The sequence below is a fragment of the Delftia sp. WSY_7 genome (genome assembly GCF_043104845.1).
In the GTDB taxonomy this organism is placed as follows: domain Bacteria; phylum Pseudomonadota; class Gammaproteobacteria; order Burkholderiales; family Burkholderiaceae_C; genus Comamonas; species Comamonas tsuruhatensis.
Window position 1 is genome coordinate 130,680 of record NZ_JBICLB010000033.1, and the last position, 18,854, is coordinate 149,533.

19 protein-coding genes and 1 riboswitch are annotated in these 18,854 nt (G+C 67.8%); of the genes, 9 read left to right on the forward strand and 10 right to left on the reverse strand.

The annotated features are described in order from the left end of the window. Positions 1–450, reverse strand: coding sequence for a helix-turn-helix domain-containing protein (locus ACF8ME_RS12730; protein WP_043781949.1), 450 nt, complete (start codon positions 448–450; stop codon positions 1–3). 76 nt (positions 451–526) lie between these two features. Here ACF8ME_RS12730 and ACF8ME_RS12735 point away from each other — a divergent pair, with 76 nt between their 5' ends. Next, positions 527–1,738, forward strand: coding sequence for an MFS transporter (locus ACF8ME_RS12735; protein ID WP_392416761.1), 1,212 nt, complete (start codon positions 527–529; stop codon positions 1,736–1,738). Here the strand turns inward: ACF8ME_RS12735 and ACF8ME_RS12740 are convergent. Beyond that, on the reverse strand, positions 1,735–2,502 hold the full coding sequence (locus ACF8ME_RS12740; protein WP_392416763.1) for an AraC family transcriptional regulator: 768 nt from the start codon (positions 2,500–2,502) through the stop codon (positions 1,735–1,737). The two genes, ACF8ME_RS12735 and ACF8ME_RS12740, sit on opposite strands and share 4 nt — an antisense overlap. Before the next feature lie 128 nt (positions 2,503–2,630). Between ACF8ME_RS12740 and ACF8ME_RS12745 the strand changes: the two genes are divergently transcribed. Then, positions 2,631–3,437: a sulfite exporter TauE/SafE family protein gene (locus tag ACF8ME_RS12745; protein WP_160855296.1), complete on the forward strand. Its 807-nt coding sequence runs from the start codon at positions 2,631–2,633 to the stop codon at positions 3,435–3,437. Positions 3,438–3,446: 9 nt separating this feature from the next. Here ACF8ME_RS12745 and ACF8ME_RS12750 read toward each other — a convergent pair whose 3' ends face one another. Together ACF8ME_RS12750 and ACF8ME_RS12755 are read right to left on the reverse strand one after the other, a co-directional pair. Further along, a complete protein-coding gene (locus ACF8ME_RS12750) occupies positions 3,447–3,638 on the reverse strand; it encodes a helix-turn-helix transcriptional regulator (RefSeq protein WP_016453450.1) in 192 nt (63 codons plus the stop codon). Between the two features lie 25 nt (positions 3,639–3,663). After that, on the reverse strand, positions 3,664–4,053 hold the full coding sequence (locus ACF8ME_RS12755) for a hypothetical protein (RefSeq protein WP_017406629.1): 390 nt from the start codon (positions 4,051–4,053) through the stop codon (positions 3,664–3,666). 95 nt (positions 4,054–4,148) lie between these two features. Beyond that, a riboswitch (cobalamin riboswitch) is annotated at positions 4,149–4,376 on the forward strand. Positions 4,377–4,445: 69 nt separating this feature from the next. Here ACF8ME_RS12755 and ACF8ME_RS12760 point away from each other — a divergent pair. Beyond that, the gene (locus tag ACF8ME_RS12760; protein WP_392416764.1) at positions 4,446–6,359 is read left to right on the forward strand and encodes a TonB-dependent receptor domain-containing protein; all 1,914 of its coding nucleotides are present in this window, start codon (positions 4,446–4,448) and stop codon (positions 6,357–6,359) included. Positions 6,360–6,364: 5 nt separating this feature from the next. After that, a complete protein-coding gene (locus ACF8ME_RS12765) occupies positions 6,365–7,297 on the forward strand; it encodes an ABC transporter substrate-binding protein (protein ID WP_392416766.1) in 933 nt (310 codons plus the stop codon). A 49-nt stretch (positions 7,298–7,346) separates the two neighbouring features. Here ACF8ME_RS12765 and ACF8ME_RS12770 read toward each other — a convergent pair whose 3' ends face one another. Further along, entirely contained in the window at positions 7,347–7,667 is a 321-nt protein-coding gene (locus ACF8ME_RS12770) for a heavy metal-binding domain-containing protein (protein WP_012205554.1), read from the reverse strand. A gap of 383 nt (positions 7,668–8,050) precedes the next feature. Between ACF8ME_RS12770 and ACF8ME_RS12775 the strand changes: the two genes are divergently transcribed. Further along, positions 8,051–8,392 (forward strand): H-NS family nucleoid-associated regulatory protein, encoded by a 342-nt coding sequence (locus ACF8ME_RS12775; protein WP_016446025.1) that lies wholly within the window; start codon positions 8,051–8,053, stop codon positions 8,390–8,392. Between the two features lie 213 nt (positions 8,393–8,605). Here the strand turns inward: ACF8ME_RS12775 and ACF8ME_RS12780 are convergent, their stop codons facing one another. The 4 genes from ACF8ME_RS12780 to ACF8ME_RS12795 all read right to left on the reverse strand — a co-directional run bounded on the left by ACF8ME_RS12780 (position 8,606) and on the right by ACF8ME_RS12795 (position 11,863). Continuing rightward, positions 8,606–8,974: an antibiotic biosynthesis monooxygenase gene (locus tag ACF8ME_RS12780; RefSeq protein WP_012205544.1), complete on the reverse strand. Its 369-nt coding sequence runs from the start codon at positions 8,972–8,974 to the stop codon at positions 8,606–8,608. A gap of 94 nt (positions 8,975–9,068) precedes the next feature. Next, a complete protein-coding gene (locus ACF8ME_RS12785; RefSeq protein ID WP_392416768.1) occupies positions 9,069–9,773 on the reverse strand; it encodes a glutamine amidotransferase in 705 nt (234 codons plus the stop codon). Between the two features lie 51 nt (positions 9,774–9,824). Further along, entirely contained in the window at positions 9,825–10,904 is a 1,080-nt protein-coding gene (locus tag ACF8ME_RS12790) for a 2Fe-2S iron-sulfur cluster-binding protein (RefSeq protein ID WP_392416769.1), read from the reverse strand. After that, positions 10,901–11,863, reverse strand: coding sequence for a diiron oxygenase (locus ACF8ME_RS12795; RefSeq protein WP_392416770.1), 963 nt, complete (start codon positions 11,861–11,863; stop codon positions 10,901–10,903). The genes ACF8ME_RS12790 and ACF8ME_RS12795 overlap by 4 nt, the downstream gene beginning before the upstream one ends. Before the next feature lie 507 nt (positions 11,864–12,370). Between ACF8ME_RS12795 and ACF8ME_RS12800 the strand changes: the two genes are divergently transcribed. Further along, a complete protein-coding gene (locus ACF8ME_RS12800; RefSeq protein WP_174538920.1) occupies positions 12,371–13,651 on the forward strand; it encodes a serine hydroxymethyltransferase in 1,281 nt (426 codons plus the stop codon). A 30-nt stretch (positions 13,652–13,681) separates the two neighbouring features. Here the strand turns inward: ACF8ME_RS12800 and ACF8ME_RS12805 are convergent, their stop codons facing one another. Beyond that, a complete protein-coding gene (locus ACF8ME_RS12805) occupies positions 13,682–15,223 on the reverse strand; it encodes a PLP-dependent aminotransferase family protein (protein WP_392416772.1) in 1,542 nt (513 codons plus the stop codon). 191 nt (positions 15,224–15,414) lie between these two features. Here ACF8ME_RS12805 and ACF8ME_RS12810 point away from each other — a divergent pair, with 191 nt between their 5' ends. The 3 genes from ACF8ME_RS12810 (at position 15,415) to ACF8ME_RS12820 (ending at position 18,823) form a co-directional block, all read left to right on the forward strand. Further along, entirely contained in the window at positions 15,415–16,671 is a 1,257-nt protein-coding gene (locus tag ACF8ME_RS12810) for a benzoate/H(+) symporter BenE family transporter (protein WP_392416774.1), read from the forward strand. A 4-nt stretch (positions 16,672–16,675) separates the two neighbouring features. Beyond that, positions 16,676–17,527 carry a YggS family pyridoxal phosphate-dependent enzyme gene (locus ACF8ME_RS12815; RefSeq protein WP_392416776.1) on the forward strand — a complete coding sequence of 284 codons (852 nt, stop codon included), beginning with the start codon at positions 16,676–16,678 and terminating at the stop codon, positions 17,525–17,527. Positions 17,528–17,596: 69 nt separating this feature from the next. After that, positions 17,597–18,823, forward strand: a complete 1,227-nt coding sequence (locus ACF8ME_RS12820; protein ID WP_392416778.1) for an aspartate aminotransferase family protein — start codon at positions 17,597–17,599, stop codon at positions 18,821–18,823. Positions 18,824–18,854: the final 31 nt, after the last annotated feature.

The window sequence follows — 18,854 nt, forward strand, 5'->3', positions numbered from 1 at the left end:
TCAATCGATTTTCTGAACCACGGTCTGGCCCGGCAGCAAGGCCCGGCCATCACCACCGCGCGGCAGCATCGGCGCGACAGGCTGGCCGGTCTGGCGGTCCAGCAGCAGCGAATGCGCCTCGCCCGGCGCGAACAGATGGCCTTCGCCCCATTGCCGCAACGCCACGATCACCGGGAACAGCTCAAGGCCCTGGGCCGTGAGCACGTATTCCAGGTAGGCCGAGCCTTCTGCGGCCGGGCGGGTTTCGAGGATGCCGGCCTCCACCAGCCGGCGCAGCCGGTCGGCCAGGATATTGCGGGCCGCGCCCAGGCTGCGCTGGAAATCGCCAAATCGGCTGATGCCGTCGAAGGCATCGCGCACGATGAGCAGCGACCAGCGGTCGCCGATCACATCCAGGGAGCGGGCCACCGGACAGGGCTGCGGTGTGTCAGGACGGATGTCTTCTTTCATGGCGCTATTTTGGTTGCATTTCAAAACTGGTTCAACTAGCATCAAACCAGTTTTGTTTTGCAACTGGATTCAACCCATGAACGCCTTCCCAGCCTCGGACACGGTCCGCATGCCGCGCAGCCTGGTGCTGCTGTTCGCCGCTGCCAGCGGCCTGAGCGTGGCCAATGTCTATTACGCCCAGCCGCTGCTGGAGGCGCTGGCGGCCGACTTCGGCATCAGCCATGCGGCCGTGGGCGGCGTGGTCACCGCCACGCAGGCCGGCTGCGCGCTGGCGCTGGTGCTGCTGGTGCCGCTGGGCGACCGGCTGGAGCGGCGGCGGCTCATGCTTTTGCAGTTGCTGGGCCTGGTGCTGGCCCTGGCGGCCGTCAGCACCGCCCGTTCGGCCGTTCTGCTGCTGGCGGGCATGCTGGCCGTGGGCCTGCTGGGCACGGCCATGACGCAGGGGCTGATCGCCTATGCGGCCAGCGCCAGCCAGGCGCATGAGCGCGGGCGCGTGGTGGGCGCAGCCCAGGGCGGGGTTTTCATCGGCCTGCTTTTGGCGCGCGTGTTTGCCGGCGCCGTGGGTGACGTGGCTGGCTGGCGTGGCGTCTACGCCTGCTCGGCCCTGTTGATGCTGGCCCTGGCCTGGCCCCTGTGGCGGCAACTGCCCCGGCTGGCGGTGCCCTCCCCCGTACCCGGCTACACGCAATTGCTGTCATCCATGCTCCAGCTGCTGCGCCAGGACCGCATGCTGCGCACGCGCGGCATGCTGGCCCTGCTGATGTTTGCCACCTTCAATATCTTCTGGAGCGCCCTGGTCCTGCCGCTGAGCGCACCGCCCTACAGCCTGTCGCTCACGGCCATCGGCGCCTTTGGCCTGGCCGGCGTGGTGGGCGCACTGGCAGCAGCCCGTGCCGGGCACTGGGCCGACCAGGGTTTCGCGCAGCGCACCAGCCTGGGCGCGCTGGTGATCCTGCTGCTGGCCTGGGCGCCGATTGCGCTGCTGGAGCAATCGCTGTGGGCGCTGGTCGCCGGCATCGTGCTGCTGGACCTGGGCGGCCAGGCCCTGCATGTGACCAACCAGAGCCTGATCTTTCGCAGCAACCCGCAGGCCCACAGCCGGCTGGTGGGGCTGTACATGCTGTTCTATGCCGTGGGCAGCGGGCTGGGCGCGCTGATTTCCACCAACGCCTACGCGCGGTTTGGCTGGCAAGGGGTCTGCGTTGCGGGGGCGGGATTCAGCTTGGCGGCCCTGGTGTTCTGGACCATGACACGGGAAACGGCTGCCCAGGCCAGCGTTCCCGCCTAGACCCGGCTCACCAGCTCCGAAGGCACCCGCCCCAGCGCCTTGCGGAACATGGTGGAAAACGCGCTGGGGCTGTCATAGCCCAAATCCAGCGCCACCTGCGTGACCGATGCGCCCGCAGACAGCCGCGACACCGCTGCCAGCAGGCAGGCCTGCTGGCGCCAGGCGCCAAAGGCCATGCCTGTGTGCTGCTGGAAAAACCGGCTGAAGGTGCGCAGGCTCTTGTTCAGCGCCTGTGCCCAGTCCTGGGGCGTGGCGCGGATGCTGGGCTGGGCCAGGAACTGCTTGCACAGGGCGGCCAGCTTTTCGTCGCGGGGAATGGGCGCGAACAGCGGCAGGCTGCGGGCCGAGGCCAGCTCGTGCAGCACCAGCGTGACCAGGGCGCCGTCGCGGCCCGCTCCGTCGTACAGCGCCGGCAGGTCGGCGCAGGACAGCAGCAACTGGTGCAGCAGCGGGGAGACGACCAGGGCCTCGCAATGCACACCCGGGCGGGGCGCAGCAGCCGGTTCGATGTATAGGCTGCGCGTGCTCACGCCCTGCATGCGCACGCTGTGCGGCTTGCTGGCCGGAATCCACACACCGCTGTAGGGCGGAATGGTCCAGGCGCCGTCGTCGGTTTCCACTTCCATCAGCCCGCTCATCCCGTAGAGAAACTGGGCACGCCGGTGGCTGTGCGTGGGCAGCAGCGTGCCAGGCGTGTAGTCGGTGCCGATGGCCAGCACATCGCGCGCCACGGCGTCCACGGAATGCAGCGGGATGTTGAGCATGGGAATGTCCGGAAAACAGCCAACAGGCTTTGGCAGGAATTCAAGGATTATTGACCTATCCGCGAAAGCAGGCCAAACCGCAGCATCCTAAGGTTCAGTCCTTGCTCGTTTTTTCCAAAGGACTGTCTGTGTTCCCTCTCCTGCTGCTGGCTTTCGGTGTGCTTGCCGGCGTGACCACCGTGCTCTTCGGCTTTGGCGGCGGCTTCGTGGCCGTTCCGCTGCTTTATGCGCTGCTGACCTCCATCCACGGCGCGGACTCCGCCGTTGGCCAGGCTGCCATGCACATTGCCGTGGCCACCTCCACCTGCGTGATGATTTTCGGCGCCTCCATGGCCACGCTGCGCCAGCACCGCGCGGGCGCCCTGCCGTGGGAGCAGGTGCGGCCGCTGGCCTGCTTCATCGCGGCCGGCGCCGTGGCGGGCGCGGCGGCCGCCACCTGGATCAGCGGGGAATGGGTGCGCTGGGCCTTCATCGCCTACCTGGCCCTGACCATCGCCGACGCACTGCTGCGCCCGGGCTTCGTGCACGGCACCGCCGCCCAATTGCAGCCCATGGGCCGCAGGCCCGCCGCCATCGCAGGCTTGGCGATTGGCGCGATTGCAGCCTTCCTGGGCGTGGGCGGCAGCGTGATGACCGTGCCGCTGATGCGCCGGCGCGGCGCCAGCATGGCGGCCGCCACGGCCATGGCCAGCCCGCTGTCCCTGCCCATGGCCGTGGCGGGCACCGCTGCCTACATGCTGGCATCGCAGGGCGCGGGGCTGAGCCCCTGGCATGTGGGCTATGTGGACCTGCAGGCCTTTGCGTTGCTGACGGCCGGATCGTGGACGGGCATCAGGCTGGCAGCCCCGCTGATCGGCCGCATTCCCGATGCCCTGCATGCCAAGGCCTACCTGGCCCTGCTGGGCCTGGTGCTGCTGGTCATGATCGTGGCCTGAGCGCTGCGCTCAACCCTCCTGGAAGATCGCCTCGATCCGGGTCTCGAACACCCGGGCAATGGCGAATGCCAGCGGCAGGCTGGGGTCGTAGCGGCCCGTCTCTATGGCATTGACGGTCTGGCGCGACACGCCCAGCAGGTCCGCCAGCGCAGCCTGGCTCCAGCCGCGCTCGGCGCGCAGTTCACGGATGATGTTTTTCATGGGCGGGGCACTTTGGCGGAACAGCTCATCGGCTGCGCAGCCAGTGGGCCACCGAGGCAGCCACCCAGAGCGCACCCATCAAGGGCCACACCATGAACATGCTGAGCTTGGGAAACCCTGCCATTTCCAGGAATCCGTAGGTGAAGGTGAGGCCCGCCGTGCCCGCCGCCGCAATCGCCAGTTGCTCCAGCATGGACTTGCGCAGGAACTCGTCGGTATCGCGCACCAGGCGTACGATGGCCCGCACGGCCAGCGCAAACGCCAGCATGGGGCTGAGCAGCAGGGCCGTGCGCAGGGCCCCGGCCTGCATGTCGGCGCTGAGCAAAAGCGCCCCGACAAGCAGCGCCATGTAGAGCAGCAGCGCAAATCCCAGCTCCTTCTGGTAGCGGCGGTTGGTGACCGTTGTTTGATTCATGGAAGTCTCTCGCAATGTGTAAAGGATGCTTGACATTGTGCGATGCCACCCGCGGGCATGTCAAGCAAGCTTTACATCGGCACTGAACGCCCCGCCGTACAATCGCCGCCGTTGGTGCCAGCAGCCCCAGGGGCTGCGGTTAAACGGGAAACATGGGGCGGCCAGATAAAGCCGCCCGCATGTACTGCCCCCGCAACAGTGAGTGAAACGCCGCGTGCATGGCACCGGCCCCCGCCAAACCCGTGCCACTGGGCGTACAGCCCGGGAAGGCCTTGGCGAGTGCGTCACCAGTCTGGATACCGGCCAACAGGCGGCCGGCCGCGCATGCAGCGCAGCCGGTCTTTGTGGTTTCCGTGCCGGCGGGGTCGCTGGCGCGCAACTGGCTCGCATCCATGCACACCCTCGCCCTCGCGCGCGCCCCTGGCGCCGCTCTTCGCTCGCCCTCGGCGTTCCCCGTACTGCGCACGTTGTCCGCCCTGGCTGCGGCCTCGCTGCTGGCCTGCCAGGCCCAAGCACAGGTACAACAGGCACAACAGGCGCAGCGCGCACAGGCCTCCCAGCTCGATACCGTGGTCGTCACCGCCTCGCGCAGCGAGCAGTCCTTGCGCACCGTCACGGCCGACATGACCGTGATCGACGCCGAGACCATTGCCCGCAGCGGCGCCACCGGCGTGGCCGACCTGCTGGTGCAGGTGCCGGGCGTGCAGATCAACCGCAATGGCGGGCCGGGCCAGGTCACCTCGGTCTACCTGCGCGGCACCAGCAACCAGCACACTGCCGTGTTCATCGACGGCGTGCGCTACAGCTCGCAGGAGCTGCAGGGCGGCGCGGTCTGGTCCACCCTGCCGCTGGCGCAGATCGAGCGCATCGAAGTGCTGCGCGGCCCGGCCGCCGCCATCTATGGCTCAGACGCCATGGGCGGCGTGATCCAGATCTTCACCAAGCGGGCGGACGGCCAGACCCGCGCCTATGCCGAGGCGGGCATCGGCGACCAGGGCACCAGCAAGCTGGCCACGGGATTCCAGGGCGGCGCCAACGGCTTCACCTATGGCCTGAACCTGGCGGACGAGCGCAGCGACGGCTTCGACGTCTACCCCGGCAACACCTTCTCGCCCAACCCGGACAAGGATGGCTACAGCAACACCTCGCTGGGCCTGAACGCGGGCTACAAAACGGGCATCCACCAGATCGACGCCAGCCTGCTGCACAGCCGCCTGCGCACCCACTACGACCAGAGCCCGCCGCCGTTCGACGACTACGACGTGGTCAAGAACACCACCGGCAGCCTGCGCTGGCAGGCCGGCTGGAACGCCATGTACAAGAGCGTGGTCCAGATCTCCCAAACCGACAGCCAAAGCGACCGCCACACCCAGTCGCCCGAAAGCGCCAAGGGCCGCTCCACCAACTACCTGCTGCAGAACCTGTTCACGCTGGGCCAGCACCGTTTCAACATCGACCTGGAGCGCCGCGAGGACAAGCTGGACACCCAATACGCCTGGACGCAGAACACCGACAGCCGGCGCGTGCAGAACTCCCTGTCGGCCGGCTGGCGCCTGACCGAGGGCCGCCACCAGTTCGACGCCAACCTGCGCCACGACCAGGTGCGCGACCAGCAGAACAAGACCACGGGCGGTCTGGGCTACGGCCTGCAGATCGACGAGCGCTGGCGCTGGGTGGCATCGGCCGGCACGGCCTTCAGAACTCCCACGCTGTACGAACGCTTCACGGGCCAGGCGGCGGCCGACCTCAAGCCAGAAAGCAGCACCAACGTGGAAACGGGCCTGCACTATGCGGCCGGTGCCAACCGCCTCTCGGCCGTGGTCTACCGCAACAAGTTCAAGAACCTGATCACCTACGACTGGAACAGCGCCGTTCCCTGCAACTGCTACCGCAACTGGCAAAGCGTGGAGATCACCGGCCTGACGCTGGCGGGCAGCACGCGCCTGGGCAGCGCCAACCTGGGCGCTTCGCTGGACTTCATGAACCCCGAGAACCTGGAGACCGGCAAGCTGCTGCCTTACCGCTCCAAGCGCATGCTCAAGCTCAACGCCGACACCCAGGCGGCCGGCTGGACGCTGGGCGGCGAAGCGCAGCTGTACAGCGGCCGCTATGCCGACGAGGCCAACACCTTCAAGCTGGGCGGCTACGGCGTGGTCAACCTCTACGCCCAGCGCCAGCTGACAAGGCAATGGACGCTGCTGGCCCGCGTCAACAACATCGCCGACCGCGACTACGCCCCCACGCGCGGCTATGCGAACGCAGGCCGCACCGTGTTCGTCAGCGTGCGCTGGACTCCCCTGCCCTGACCGCCATGCACCTGCTGCTTGTGCGCCTGCCCCGCCTTCTGCTGCTGATCGCCGCCCTGGCCTGCGCGGGCAACGCCTTTGCGCAAAAGGCGGCGGATGCGGGAACGGGCGGGGCAACCACCGCCTACACCGTCACCGACATGCGCGGCCGTCAGGTGCGCCTGGAGCGCGTGCCGCAGCGCATCGTCTCGCTGCTGCCCTCGCTGACCGAATCGCTGTGCGCGCTGGAGGCCTGTGAGCGCATCGTGGGCGTGGACGAGTTCTCCAACCACCCGGCCCGCGTGGCCGCCCTGCCCAAGCTGGGCCACACTTTTGCCCCGCTGGTCGAGGCCACCGTGCGGCTCAGGCCCGACGTGGTGCTGATGGCGTATTCCGCACCCGTCATCGCGCAGCTGGAGCGCTTCGGCATTCCCGTGCTGGCGCTGGACGCCAACGACATGGCGCAGCTGGAGCAGGTACTGCACAAGCTCGACCAGCTGCTGCAGGTGCAGCGCGCCAACGCCCTGCTGGCGCGCATGCAGGCCGAGGTGGACCAGCAGGCCAAGGCGCTGGCTGCGCAAGCGCCCGCCGGGCAGAAGGTGTATTTCGAGGTGGACGCCACGCCTTACGCGGCGGGGCCGGACTCCTTCATAGGCCAGCTGCTGCAGCGCCTGGGCGCGCGCAATGTGCTGCCGCCCAACCTGGGCCCTTTTCCGCGAATCACGCCCGAATACGTGCTGCGCCAGCAGCCCGAACTCATCATCCACACGCCGCAGACGCCATCGGCCAGCTTTGCCACCCGCCCCGGCTGGAGCCGCATGCCCGCCGTGCGCTCGGGCCGCATCTGCGCGCTGGACCTGGTCGAGACGGACGTGGTCTCCCGCCCCGGCCCGCGCCTGGGCGATGCAGCGCGGGTGCTGGCCCGCTGCCTGCAGATGCCGGGCACGGCGCCGCGTTGACTTCGCTGGCCGGCTTGGCCCGCTTGGTCTGCTTGGCCGATGGCCCTGCCTACTCCAGCACCACGGCCGTGCCGCTGGCAGACACCATCAACATGCCGTTGCCCTGGCCCAGCACCTCGTAATCCAGGTCCACCCCCACCACGGCATTCGCGCCCAGTTCCTGGGCGCGTTCCTCCAGCTCCTTGAGCGCAATCTCGCGCGCCCGCTGCAGCTCGCGCTCATAGGTGGCCGACCGCCCGCCCACGATGTCGCGCAGCCCGGCAAACAAGTCCTTGAACACATTGGCGCCCAAAATCGCCTCGCCCGCGACCACGCCGCAGTAGCGGGTGATGCGGCGGCCTTCGATCTGGGGGGTGGTGGTGATGATCATGAGAAATCCTCGGTGAAGATGTTGAAGATGGATTTTGGCCGCCCAGCCTGCGTAAGCCCAACGCAAGGCAGGCCTGCACGCTGCAGTCTGACATAGGCCTGCGCTATCATCTTTCGCCTTCAGATCTCGGAAGGTGGTTTCAAAAAATTCAATCGCGTGCATGAGCCATTGGGACTCATCTCCATCTAGGTAGCGAAAAAATCAATGCGAGACCCACCTATTCGGCTCCACCCGCGTCGCAGCGCCCCATGGCAGTGCAAGGCGCCGCAAGCCGCAACATCTTCCCCGCGCCCCAGGCTTGCACGATCGATCCGGCACGATAGGTTCGGCAAGCGCGCGCCCCATCAGCCCCATAATCTGGCTTCAAAAATTTCGCACCCCCTATGACACAGTCCCTCAAAGAACTCCTTGCGGCCAAGGCCGCGCTGGACATGGAAATTGCCAAGGCCCGCACCTCGGCGGCCGACGCAGCCCTGTCCAAGGTCCAGAAGCTGGTGACCGATTTCGGATTCACCCAGCAGCAAGTGTTCCCCTACATCCCAGCAAAAACCAGCGCACCGGCGAAGTATCGCGATCCGTCTACAGGAGCAACGTGGACAGGTCGCGGCAAGCCTCCGAACTGGATCAAGGACCAGGATCGCGACGACTTCCTCATCGAACGCAAACCCGAGGCGGCCCAAGGCCCGTTCCTCGCAGAAATGGCGGCAGCGGCAGCTCGCAACTGAAGGCGCTGCACACGGCGGCACGCAGGATGCTGTGCGGTGCGGTGGGGTTCCGATGCGAAGGAATCTGTGCCGTCCGAAAAAAAGCCCTCTGAGCATTCAGCGGGCTTTTTTTCCGGCCTGGCGCCGGCAGCGTAGTCACTGCCGGCATCTTTCGATGGCGTGCATCGCGCTCCGGCAGGGGGACCAGCCGGGCCTTTGCGGCACCGCCAGCCCTCAGGCGTGGCTGACGGGGCAGCTGCCTGCCTTGCCCATGATGCTGTCCGCGGGCGCCTGCGCGCGGTCATTCAGGCCGTAGTCGCGCAGCACCTGGGTGACGCGCACGCGGTAGTCCTTGAAGATCTTGTCGCGGCCGGCGCGCTGGGCGCTGAGGTGGGCTTCCACGTTGCGCCACTGGACGACGGCTTCCTCGTCGCGCCAGGTGGTGACGGACATGACTTTCTCGGGGTTGAGCGTGCTCTGGAAGCACTCCACGGAGATGAATCCCTCCATGGGCTTGAGCATGGGGGTGAGCTTGTTGACCAGGTCCACATAGGTCTGGTTCTGGCCGGGCAAGGCCTGCAGTTCGAACAGTACGACAACCATCTTCAACTCTCCTTTTTTCGGGAACAGAGATTCCGGCGCCGCGCAGCGCGGCTCCGGCGTGGGGGGAAATGGGTGAATGGGCGGCGCCGCAGGTTCAGCGGCTGCGCTCCAGGTGGGTCAGCCAGGCGGCCAGCACATCGCGCGCGGCCAGGGTCAGCAGGCCGCCGTATTTCTGAGCATCGGCGCGCAGGGTGCGCGGGTCCACCTGGGCCATGCCGAGCTCGCAGGCATGGCCGACCAGCCAGCGCTCCAGCCGGGCCGCGTCGGCCTCCAGATGGAATTGCAGGCCCAGCACCTGCGGGCCCACGGCAAAGGCCTGGTTGGCGCCGATGGCGGTGCCGGCCAGGTGCACGGCGCCTTCGGGAATGTCGAACTGGTCGCCATGCCAATGGAGCACGGGCACGCCGTCCAGCTTGACCAAGGGCGAGGCCAGGCCGGCGTCGGTGAGCGTGAGCGGCGAAAAGCCGATTTCCTTGACGCCCAGCGGGTAGACCCTGGCGCCCAGCGCGCGCGCAATGAGCTGCGCGCCCAGGCAGATGCCCAGCAGCGGCTTGCCGCTGTCCAGCCAGCGGCGCACGGCCGCCAGCTCCTGGGCGACGAAGGGATAAAGCGCCTCGTCATAGGCACCTATGGGGCCGCCCAGCACGACGAGCAGGTCGGCACGGCCCAGGTCCAGGGTGTCAAGCTCGCCGATGCTGGGATCGACGTACTGCACTTCGTAGCCGCGGCTGGCGAACTCGGTATGCAGGGTGCCCAGGTCTTCGAAGTGGATGTGGCGCAGCGCGACGGCTTTTTTCATGGGAGGAACTCAGGTGGATACAGGAGGTTGGCTTGGAACGTGCGGAGCCCGTCAGGCGCCGGGCTTGAGATCGACGTGGATATGGCCTGCCGAGGGGAAGGTGCAGCAGGCCAAGGCATAGCCGGCTTCCTTTTCCCTGTCGCTGAGGCAAAAGTCCGCCTCCAGCCGTGAACTGCCTCCCGTGATGCGGATGCGGCAACTGCCGCAGATGCCGGCCCGGCACTGGCTGCGGATGGCAATGCCCACGCCTTCCAGGATCTCCAGCAGGCTTTTGCCGGACGCGGCTTCGACAATCTGCCCGCTGTGCGCGATCTGCAGCTGGCATGCCTGCGCGGTCTCGCCTGGCTGGGCGGTGGATGCGGCAGGCGGCGTGAAGGCCTCGATATGCTGTATGGCACCGGGAAAGCAGGCCCGCGCATGCTCGCGAAAGGTCTGCGCAAAGGCGTGGCCGCCACAGATGACGACGGCCTGGGGCTGGCCCAGCGCCAGCAGGGACTGCTGCGAGGGGCGGCCCGGCACGAAGGGCCCGTGGGCGGCAATGTCTTCACGCGTGATGTGGATACGCAGGTCGAACCAGGGGGCCGTTTCGCACAGCTGCTGCAGCTCCTGCAGGAACGGAATGTCGGCCATGCGCGCAAAGCACAGCAGCAGCGTGGTGCGGGGCACGCGCCGGCCCTGCTGGCGCAGCCGGTCCAGTTCGCGCAGCAGCGCCAGCGGCAGGGTCAGGCCGATGCCGCCGGCCAGCATGACCAGGCAGTCCAGGCCCAGCACCAGGTCGGCCGTGATGTCGCCGGCCACGCCGCCCAGCGGCAGCGTGGAGCCTGCGCGCAGCACCGCATGCATGTGGTCGGAGACGCTGCCCCGGCCCGAGCTTTTGACGGCAATGTCGAACTGGCCGGCGCCGTCGTGCTCGCTGCAGGGCTCGTAGCGGGTGATGGAGTACAGCCGCTGCTGCATGGTGCCACTGGCGTCGGCATGCTCGACGGCCACATGCCGGCCGGGCCGCAGGCCGCCGAGGAATTGCGCCGAGGCGCCCTGCACGCGCAGGGTGTAGACCATGACGCCGCCCGCCTCTGCCCGTGCCGCGGCGCAGCGCGCGAGCATGCTGCCTGCCTGGAGGGCGGCGCTCATGCCTGCATCTCCTCGAGGACCGACGACACCAGCGCCACGCTGCCGCCCAGGTTGCGGCCCGCCAGGCCGATGCGGTCGATCAGGCTTTGCACCGAGTCGGTGTAGACGCCGATCTCGTTGCTGTCGCCCACGTCGTGCAGGATGTCGCGCGCATGCGGCATGCCGACCATGGTGAAGACGGTGGACCAGGCGCCCAGTTCGTTGTTGGCGAACATCTGCACGGTCTTGAGGATGATGGAGCGCAGGTAGCTGCGCTCGCGGTTGCTCAGGCCCTGGACGATGTCGGTGGCCACCGAGCTGAAGACGCTGGAGTGGCTCCATTCGTCCACGGCGTGGGTGCGCGTGACCTCGTGGCAGATGGGCTGGATGCTGCGGTCCTCGGCCATGGTCTTGAGGTAGTCGGTGATCAGGGTCTCGCTGGCGCAGGCAATGGCGAAGCGCGCCAGGCGGCGTTCCCATTCCGCGCCGCACTGCGCCAGCACGCCGTTGCGCCAGCCGACGAGGTTGAAGTCCGCGTAGTCCAGCGGCGCCAGGCCGCGCATCTCGTAGATGTAGTTGCAGGCCATGATGGACATGCGGGTGTGCAGGGCCTCGTCCAGCAGGGCCTGGGACATGACGTCCTGCAGCAGCGCGCGGTTGGCGCTGGGCGGCGGGGTCTTGATGATGTCCTCGCAGGCCGGCGTGACCACGTTGCACTCGATGTAGATGGTCTTGAGGTTGTAGATGCCCCAGGCGTAGGACAGGCATTGGTCGCGCAGGTGCTGTGGCGCCTCCACCCATGCCTGGTGATCGCGAAACGGCAGCAGCGAGGCGGTGAAGTCCTGCCGGGCGGGGTCGAACGCCAAGCCGCAGTAATCAGGCAGGTCCTGATTCACGGCCGCTCTTGACTTCCAGAGCAGGGACAGCTTTTTGAGCGCATCGCGCACGGCGTCATTTGTCCGAGAGATATCGAGATTCATTTTTCAACTCCGTGTGATTGAACTTGATTGATCTGAGTCAAATCGCCTATTCCCTCCCCCCGCTTTCTCCATCTGCCGCAATCACCAATGGCACCGCAAATGGCACCGCAAATGGCACTGCAATTGACGCTGCAGATGGCAGATACGTTGTCATGGATTTCTTCACTCTGTCATATTCCACCTTGAATCAATCTCCCCGACTGCAGATTGCGGATGATTCCTGGCGGTATTGGGTCTCATGACTTTCAACGTCTGGCGGCGAATTCTATGGAGAGAGCGTGGATTCAAACAGACCTATTTTCGTCAATGAACCAGACCGCTTTTTTCAACGGTTTACATTGGCATGCCACCTTAATTGGTCTGCTCACCCGCTCAAACATGGTCGGAATCAAGGCCGCTGCACTTTGTAGACTGCCCATTACCGATGCGCCCTGGTTTCCAAATCCTTCCATAACCCGGGCGCTGCCGATTCCCGTGCTTCAGCGCCTCCAAGACAGCCAATGCGACATGGACGATTTATCGCTCCCCAGAATCAATTCCCTGGAACTCCAACACGCGGACAGCGAGGCCTGGGACGCCATAGCGGCCGAGCGGACACGGCAGGCGCGTTCGATTGAATTGATTGCCTCTGAAAACTTCGTGAGCCGCGCGGTGATGGAGGCGCAGGGCTCGGTGCTGACCAACAAATACGCCGAGGGCTATCCGGGCGTGCGCTACTACGGCGGCTGCGCCAATGCCGATGCCGTGGAGAACCTGGCCATTGCGCGTGCCAAGGCGCTGTTCGGCTGCGCGCACGCCAACGTGCAGCCGCACTCGGGCAGCCAGGCCAACCAGGGCGTGTACCTGGCGTTCCTGGAGCCCGGCGACAAGATCATGGGGCTGGACCTGCGCTCGGGCGGGCACCTGACGCACGGCTCCAGCGTGAGCGTGTCGGGCAAGTGGTTCCAGTCCATCAGCTACGAGGTGGACGCCCGCTCCCAACTCATCGACATGGACCAGGTGCGGCGCATTGCGCTGAAGGAGCGGCCCAGGCTCATCATTGCCGGAGGCTCGGCCTATTCACGGCAGATGGACTGGGCCGAGTTCCGGCGCATTGCCGACCGGGTGGGCGCCATCTTCATGGCCGACATCGCGCACGTGGCGGGGCTGGTGGCCGCGGGCGTGTTCCCCTCGCCCGTGGAGCACGCCCATGTGACCACGACCACCACGCACAAGACGCTGCGCGGGCCGCGCGGCGGCATGATCCTCTCGGCCGACGCCGAGATCGCCAGGCGCATAGACGCCGCCGTGTTTCCGGGCCTGCAGTCCGGGCCGCTGATGCATGTGGTGGCGGCCAAGGCGGTGGCGCTGGGCGAGGCGCTCAAGCCCGCCTTCCGTACCTATGCGCGGGCCGTGGTGGACAACGCCCGCGTGCTGTGCGACCGGCTGTCGCAGGGCGGGCTGTCCGTGGTGTCCGCAGGCACGGACTGCCATCTGGGCGTGATTGACCTGCGCCCCTGGGAGCTGACGGGCAAGGCCGCCGAAACGGCGCTGGAGCAGATCGGCATCACGGTCAACAAGAACGCCGTGCCCGGCGATGGCGCGCGGCCGCTGGTGACCTCGGGCATCCGCGTGGGCAGCGCGGCCTGCACCACGCGCGGCATGGGCGCCGACGAGTTCCGCGAGATCGGCGACATGATTCTTGCCACGCTGGGCGGCATACGCAGCGGCACCATGAACGCGCGCACGCTCAAGTCCATCCACGAAGGCGTGTCCGACCTGACCGGGCGCTTTCCCCTGCCCTATTGAGGCATGCAGCGTCCAGCGCCTCCCAACCTGTCAGTTTTTCCGCAGCGCGTTGGCCAGGCGCAGCACGGCGGCCTCGATCTCGTAGGCCGTGAGCGAGGCATAGCCCAGCAGCCAGCCCGGCTGCCGCTGCTCGCCCGCGTACAGGCGGCTGAGCCCCTGCAGCAGCACGCCCGCCGCGGCGGCGCGGCGGATGGTGTCTTCCTCGGACCAGCCGGGCTCCAGCAGGCAGGGCACCTGCATGCCGCCCTGGGGCCGTGGCGCGGTGACGATGCCGGCCAGGTGCCTGCCTATGGATTCGAGGATGACCTCGCGCCGCCCCGCGTACAGCTTGCGCATGGCCCGCACGTGGGAGTTGTAGTGGCCGTCTTCCATGAAGCGCGCCAGCGTCAACTGCTGGATCTGGGGCGTGTGCCCGTCCATGATGCTGCGCGCCTGGACAAAGGCGCGCACCAGCTCCTGCGGCAAGGCCATGTAGCCCATGCGCAGGCCCGGGTACAGGGTTTTGCCGAAGGTGCCGATGTAGATGGTGCGCGCGTGCTTGTCCAGGCCTTGCACGCAGGCGGTGGGCATGCCGTCGTAGTGGAATTCGCTGTCGTAGTCGTCCTCGATGATCCAGCGCCCGCGCTCGAATGCCCAGCGGATCAGGTCCAGCCGCCGCTCCAGCTGCATGGTGACGCCCGTGGGGTACTGGTGCGATGGCGTGACATAGACGCAGGTGGCGCCGCTGCGGTCGGCGTGCAGCAGGTCGGTGCGAATGCCTTGCGCGTCCACGTCGATGGGCAGGACCTTGGCCTCGGCCGACTCGAAGGCCTTGCGGGCGCCGAAGTAGCCCGGGTTCTCCAGCAGGATGGGCCGGCCCGCATCCACCAGCAGCTGCGCGCACAGGAACAGCGCCTGCCGCGTGCTGCTGAGCACCAAGATCTGCCCGGCGTCCACCTTGGCGCCGCGCTCCAGGTTGAGGTAGGTGGCAATGGCCTTGCGCAGCGGCTCGGCGCCCTGCGGGTCGCCGTGCAGCAGGACGCTGGCCCGGTAGTCCTTGAGCGCCTGCCGCTGCAGCCGCTCCCAGACATCGGTGGGAAAAGTGCGCGTCTCGGGCAGGCCGGTGGCAAAGGCCCGAATGGTCTGCTGGTCGGCGATGCCGCCGCCATCGACGATGGCCTGGCCGCGCCGGCTCAGGCCGGCACCTGCCCTTATGGCACCGGCAGCACCGGCAGCACCGGCAGCACCGGCCGCATGGGCGCTGCGCTCGTGCTCGGGCAAGCGGCCGCGCCGCGCCGCCCGGCCCCGCAGCTCGGTGCCGATGGTCTCGGAGACATAGCTGCCCGATCCCTGGCGCCGCACGATGAAGCCGTCGCGGTGCAGCTGGGTGTAGGCGTTCTCCACCGTGTCGCGGGCAATGCCCAGCGAGTCGGCCAGCGAGCGCGTGGCCGGCAGCTTCAGGCCCGGCAGCAGCGCCCCATCCAGGATCAGCGCACGCATGGCGCGCTGCACCCGCTGGTGCAGGTCCAGCTGGCGCAGGTCGGCATCTCCCATGCGGATCTTCAGGGTCTCAAGCTCGAAGGTCTTGCTCATGCGGTCTGCCGCCTTTCATCTCATTGCACCTCTTTGGCAGGCCATTGTACTGACGCAAATGCTGCGCGCCCATTGCAAAGTGGTCTGCAACAAGAGAGCGAAGTGTATGGATCATTCAGTCCACTTCGGCGCTCAAATACCCCTTTCCCCAGACAGCCAGGAATCCAACCCCCAAGGAAAACGAGAAGACCATGCCTTCATCAGACACACACTCACCCCTTCGCTTCAGCGACCTCATCCACCCCGTGGTGGCCGGGCTGATCTCGGTCATCGTCAACTACGGCGGCACCTTCATCCTGGTGTTCCAGGCCGCCAAGGTGGCCGGCCTGAGCCCGGAACTCACGGCTTCGTGGGTGTGGTCGATTTCGATTGGCGTGGGCGTCACCGGGCTGGTGCTCAGCTGGCTCTCGCGCGAGCCCATCATCACGGCCTGGTCCACGCCGGCCGCCGCCTTCCTGGTGACGGCCCTGGCCACCACGCCGTATGCCGAGGCCGTGGGCGCCTATGTGGTGTCGGCCGCGGCCTTCGTGGTGCTGGGACTGTCGGGCTGGTTCGAGCGCGTGATCCGGCTGATTCCGCCCGGCGTGGCCTCGGGCCTGCTGGCGGGCATCCTGCTGCAGTTCGGCATCAAGGCCTTTGGCGGCATGAGCGTGGACCCGGTGCTGTCCGGCCTGCTGATCGTGGCCTACGTTCTGCTCAAGCGGCTCACGGCGCGCTATGCGGTGGTCGGCATCCTGGCGCTGGGCCTGGCGTTCCTGCTGGCGCAGGACCGTGTGGACCTGTCCGGGCTGCAGCTGCAATTCGCGGCGCCCGTGTTCACGCGGCCCGAGTTCACGCTCAACGCCCTGCTGAGCGTGGCCCTGCCGCTGTTCCTTATCACGCTGACCGGGCAGTACATGCCCGGCATGCTGGTGCTGCGCAACGACGGCTTCAAGACCAGCGCCAACCCCATCGTCACGCTGACGGGCCTGGGCTCGCTGCTGATGGCGCCGTTCGGCTCGCACGCCTTCAACATCGCCGCCATCACGGCCGCCATCTGCACGGGCAAGGAGGCGCATGAAGAGCCGTCCAGGCGCTGGATCGCAGGCATCGCTGCGGGCGTGTTCTACATCCTGGTGGGTGTGTTCGGCGTCACGCTGGCGGCCGTGTTCATGGCGTTCCCGGCCACCTTCATCACCACGCTGGCGGGCCTGGCGCTGCTGGGCACCATCGGCGGCAGCCTGGCCAATGCGCTGGCCGATGCCAAAACCCGCGAGGCCTCGCTGATCACCTTCCTGGCCGCCGCGGCCAACATTTCCATGCTGGGCATAGGCGGCGCCTTCTGGGGCCTGGTCATCGGCCTGGTGGCCCATGCCGTGCTCAACGGCCAGTGGCCGCGCCGGGCCGCCCGCAGCGAGGCGGGCACCGGCAACGTGCCCGCCGCCGATGCCGCCATCAAAAGGAGCTGAAACCATGCTTGCGACACAAGACACCACCGGCGGCACCGCCCGAGCCGCCGACACCCTGACGCGCCACGACCAGCACGGCCGCTACCCCCAGGCCGAGACGGTGGACGATTTCCGGCACAACCTGGCCACCGTGCAGGCGCGCATGGCCGCTGCCTGCCGCCGCGCGGGGCGCGACCCGGCCAGCGTGCGCCTGCTGCCCGTGAGCAAGACCAAGCCCGAATCCAGCCTGCGCCTGGCCCACGCGGCGGGCTGCCGCATGCTGGGCGAGAACAAGGTGCAGGAAGCCTTCGGCAAATGGGAGGCCATGCAGGACCTGGCCGATCTGCAGTGGTCCGTCATCGGCCACCTGCAGACCAACAAGGCCAGGCTCGTGGCACGCTTTGCCAGCGAGTTCCAGGCGCTGGACAACCTGCGCGTGGCCGAGGCGCTGGACCGCCGTCTGCAGGCCGAAGGCCGGGCGCTGGACGTGTTCGTGCAGGTCAACACCTCGGGCGAGGCCAGCAAGTACGGCCTGCCGCCCGACGAGGTGCAGGGATTTGTCCAGGCCCTGCCCGCCTTCAGTGCGTTGCGCGTGCGCGGCCTGATGACGCTGGCCCTGTTCTCCAGCGAGGCCGAGCGCGTGCGCCAGTGCTTCGTGCTGCTGCGCAGCCTGCGCGACCAGCTGCGCCAGGGCGCGCCGGCGGGCATCTCGCTGGATGAACTGTCCATGGGCATGTCCGGCGACTTCGAGATCGCCATCGAGGAAGGCGCCACCGTGGTGCGCGTGGGCCAGGCCATCTTCGGCGCCCGCGCCCAGCCGGACAGCTTCTACTGGCCCGCCGGCGGCCCTGATCCCGCCGCCCTGGCGCTGCCCTGAACGCGCCCCCTCGCCACCCTTTTCGATTCAACCCTGACCCCGCTTGAGGACCTTGACATGCAAAAAGCCATGCAACCCCTTGATTCCCGCCTGATGAAGGCCTATGCCCGCCAGCCCGTGTCCTTCGTCCGTGGCCGTGGGGCCCGGCTCTGGGACGAGCACGGCACCGAATACCTGGACGCCATTGCCGGTGTGGCCGTGACCGCCCTGGGCCACGCGCACCCGGAGATCGCCGCCGTGATCGCCGAGCAGGCCGGCCTGCTGCTGCACACCTCCAACGTGTTCCGCATCGACTGGCAGGAACGCCTGGGCCAGCGCCTGTGCGCCCTGGCCGGCATGGAGACGGCCTTTTTCTGCAACTCCGGCGCCGAGGCCAACGAGGCCGCGCTCAAGCTGGCGCGCCTGCACGGCCACCGCAGGCAGGTGGCGCGGCCGCAGATCCTGGTGATGGACAACGGCTTTCACGGCCGCACGCTGGCCACGCTGTCGGCCACGGGCAACCCGGCCAAGCAGCGCGGCTTCGAGCCGCTGATGCCGGGCTTCGTGCGCGTGCCCTATGACGACATCGCGGCCGTGCACCACGCCGCCGCCCAGCATGGCGACATCGTGGCCGTGCTGATCGAGCCCGTGCAGGGCGAAGGCGGCATCCGCCTGGCAAGCCCCGACTACCTGCGCCAGCTGCGCAGCCTGTGCGACCGGCATGGCTGGCTGCTGATGCTCGACGAGATCCAGACCGGCCTGGGACGCACCGGCGCCTGGTTCGGCCACCAGCACGCGGGCATCGCCCCCGATGTGATGACCCTGGCCAAGGCCCTGGGCAACGGCATTCCGATCGGCGCCTGCCTGGCGCGCGGGCCTGCGGCCGACCTGATCTCGCCCGGCCAGCATGGCTCCACCTTTGGCGGCAACCCGCTGGCCTGCCGCGTGGGCTGCTCGGTGCTGGACATCATGGAGACCGAGGACATCCCCGGCCGCGCCAGGCAACTGGGCCGGCGCCTGCTCAACGGCCTGCAGCAGGCGCTGCACGGCCACCCCGACGTGCTGGCCGTGCGCGGCCAGGGCCTGATGGTGGGCATCGAGCTGAACCGCAACTGCCAGGACCTGGTGGGCCGCGCGCTGGCCCAGCAGCGCCTGCTGATCACGGTGACGCGCGAATCCACCATCCGCCTGCTGCCGCCGCTGATCTGCGACGAGCGCCAGATCGACGACATCGTCGCCCGCCTGGCCTGCCTGCTGGAGTCGGCCAGCGCCGCGCAGGCAGGCGCACCCGCCGCAGGCCAGCTGGCGGCTGCATGACCATCGCTCCCTACAGCCCTTGCCCCAATAC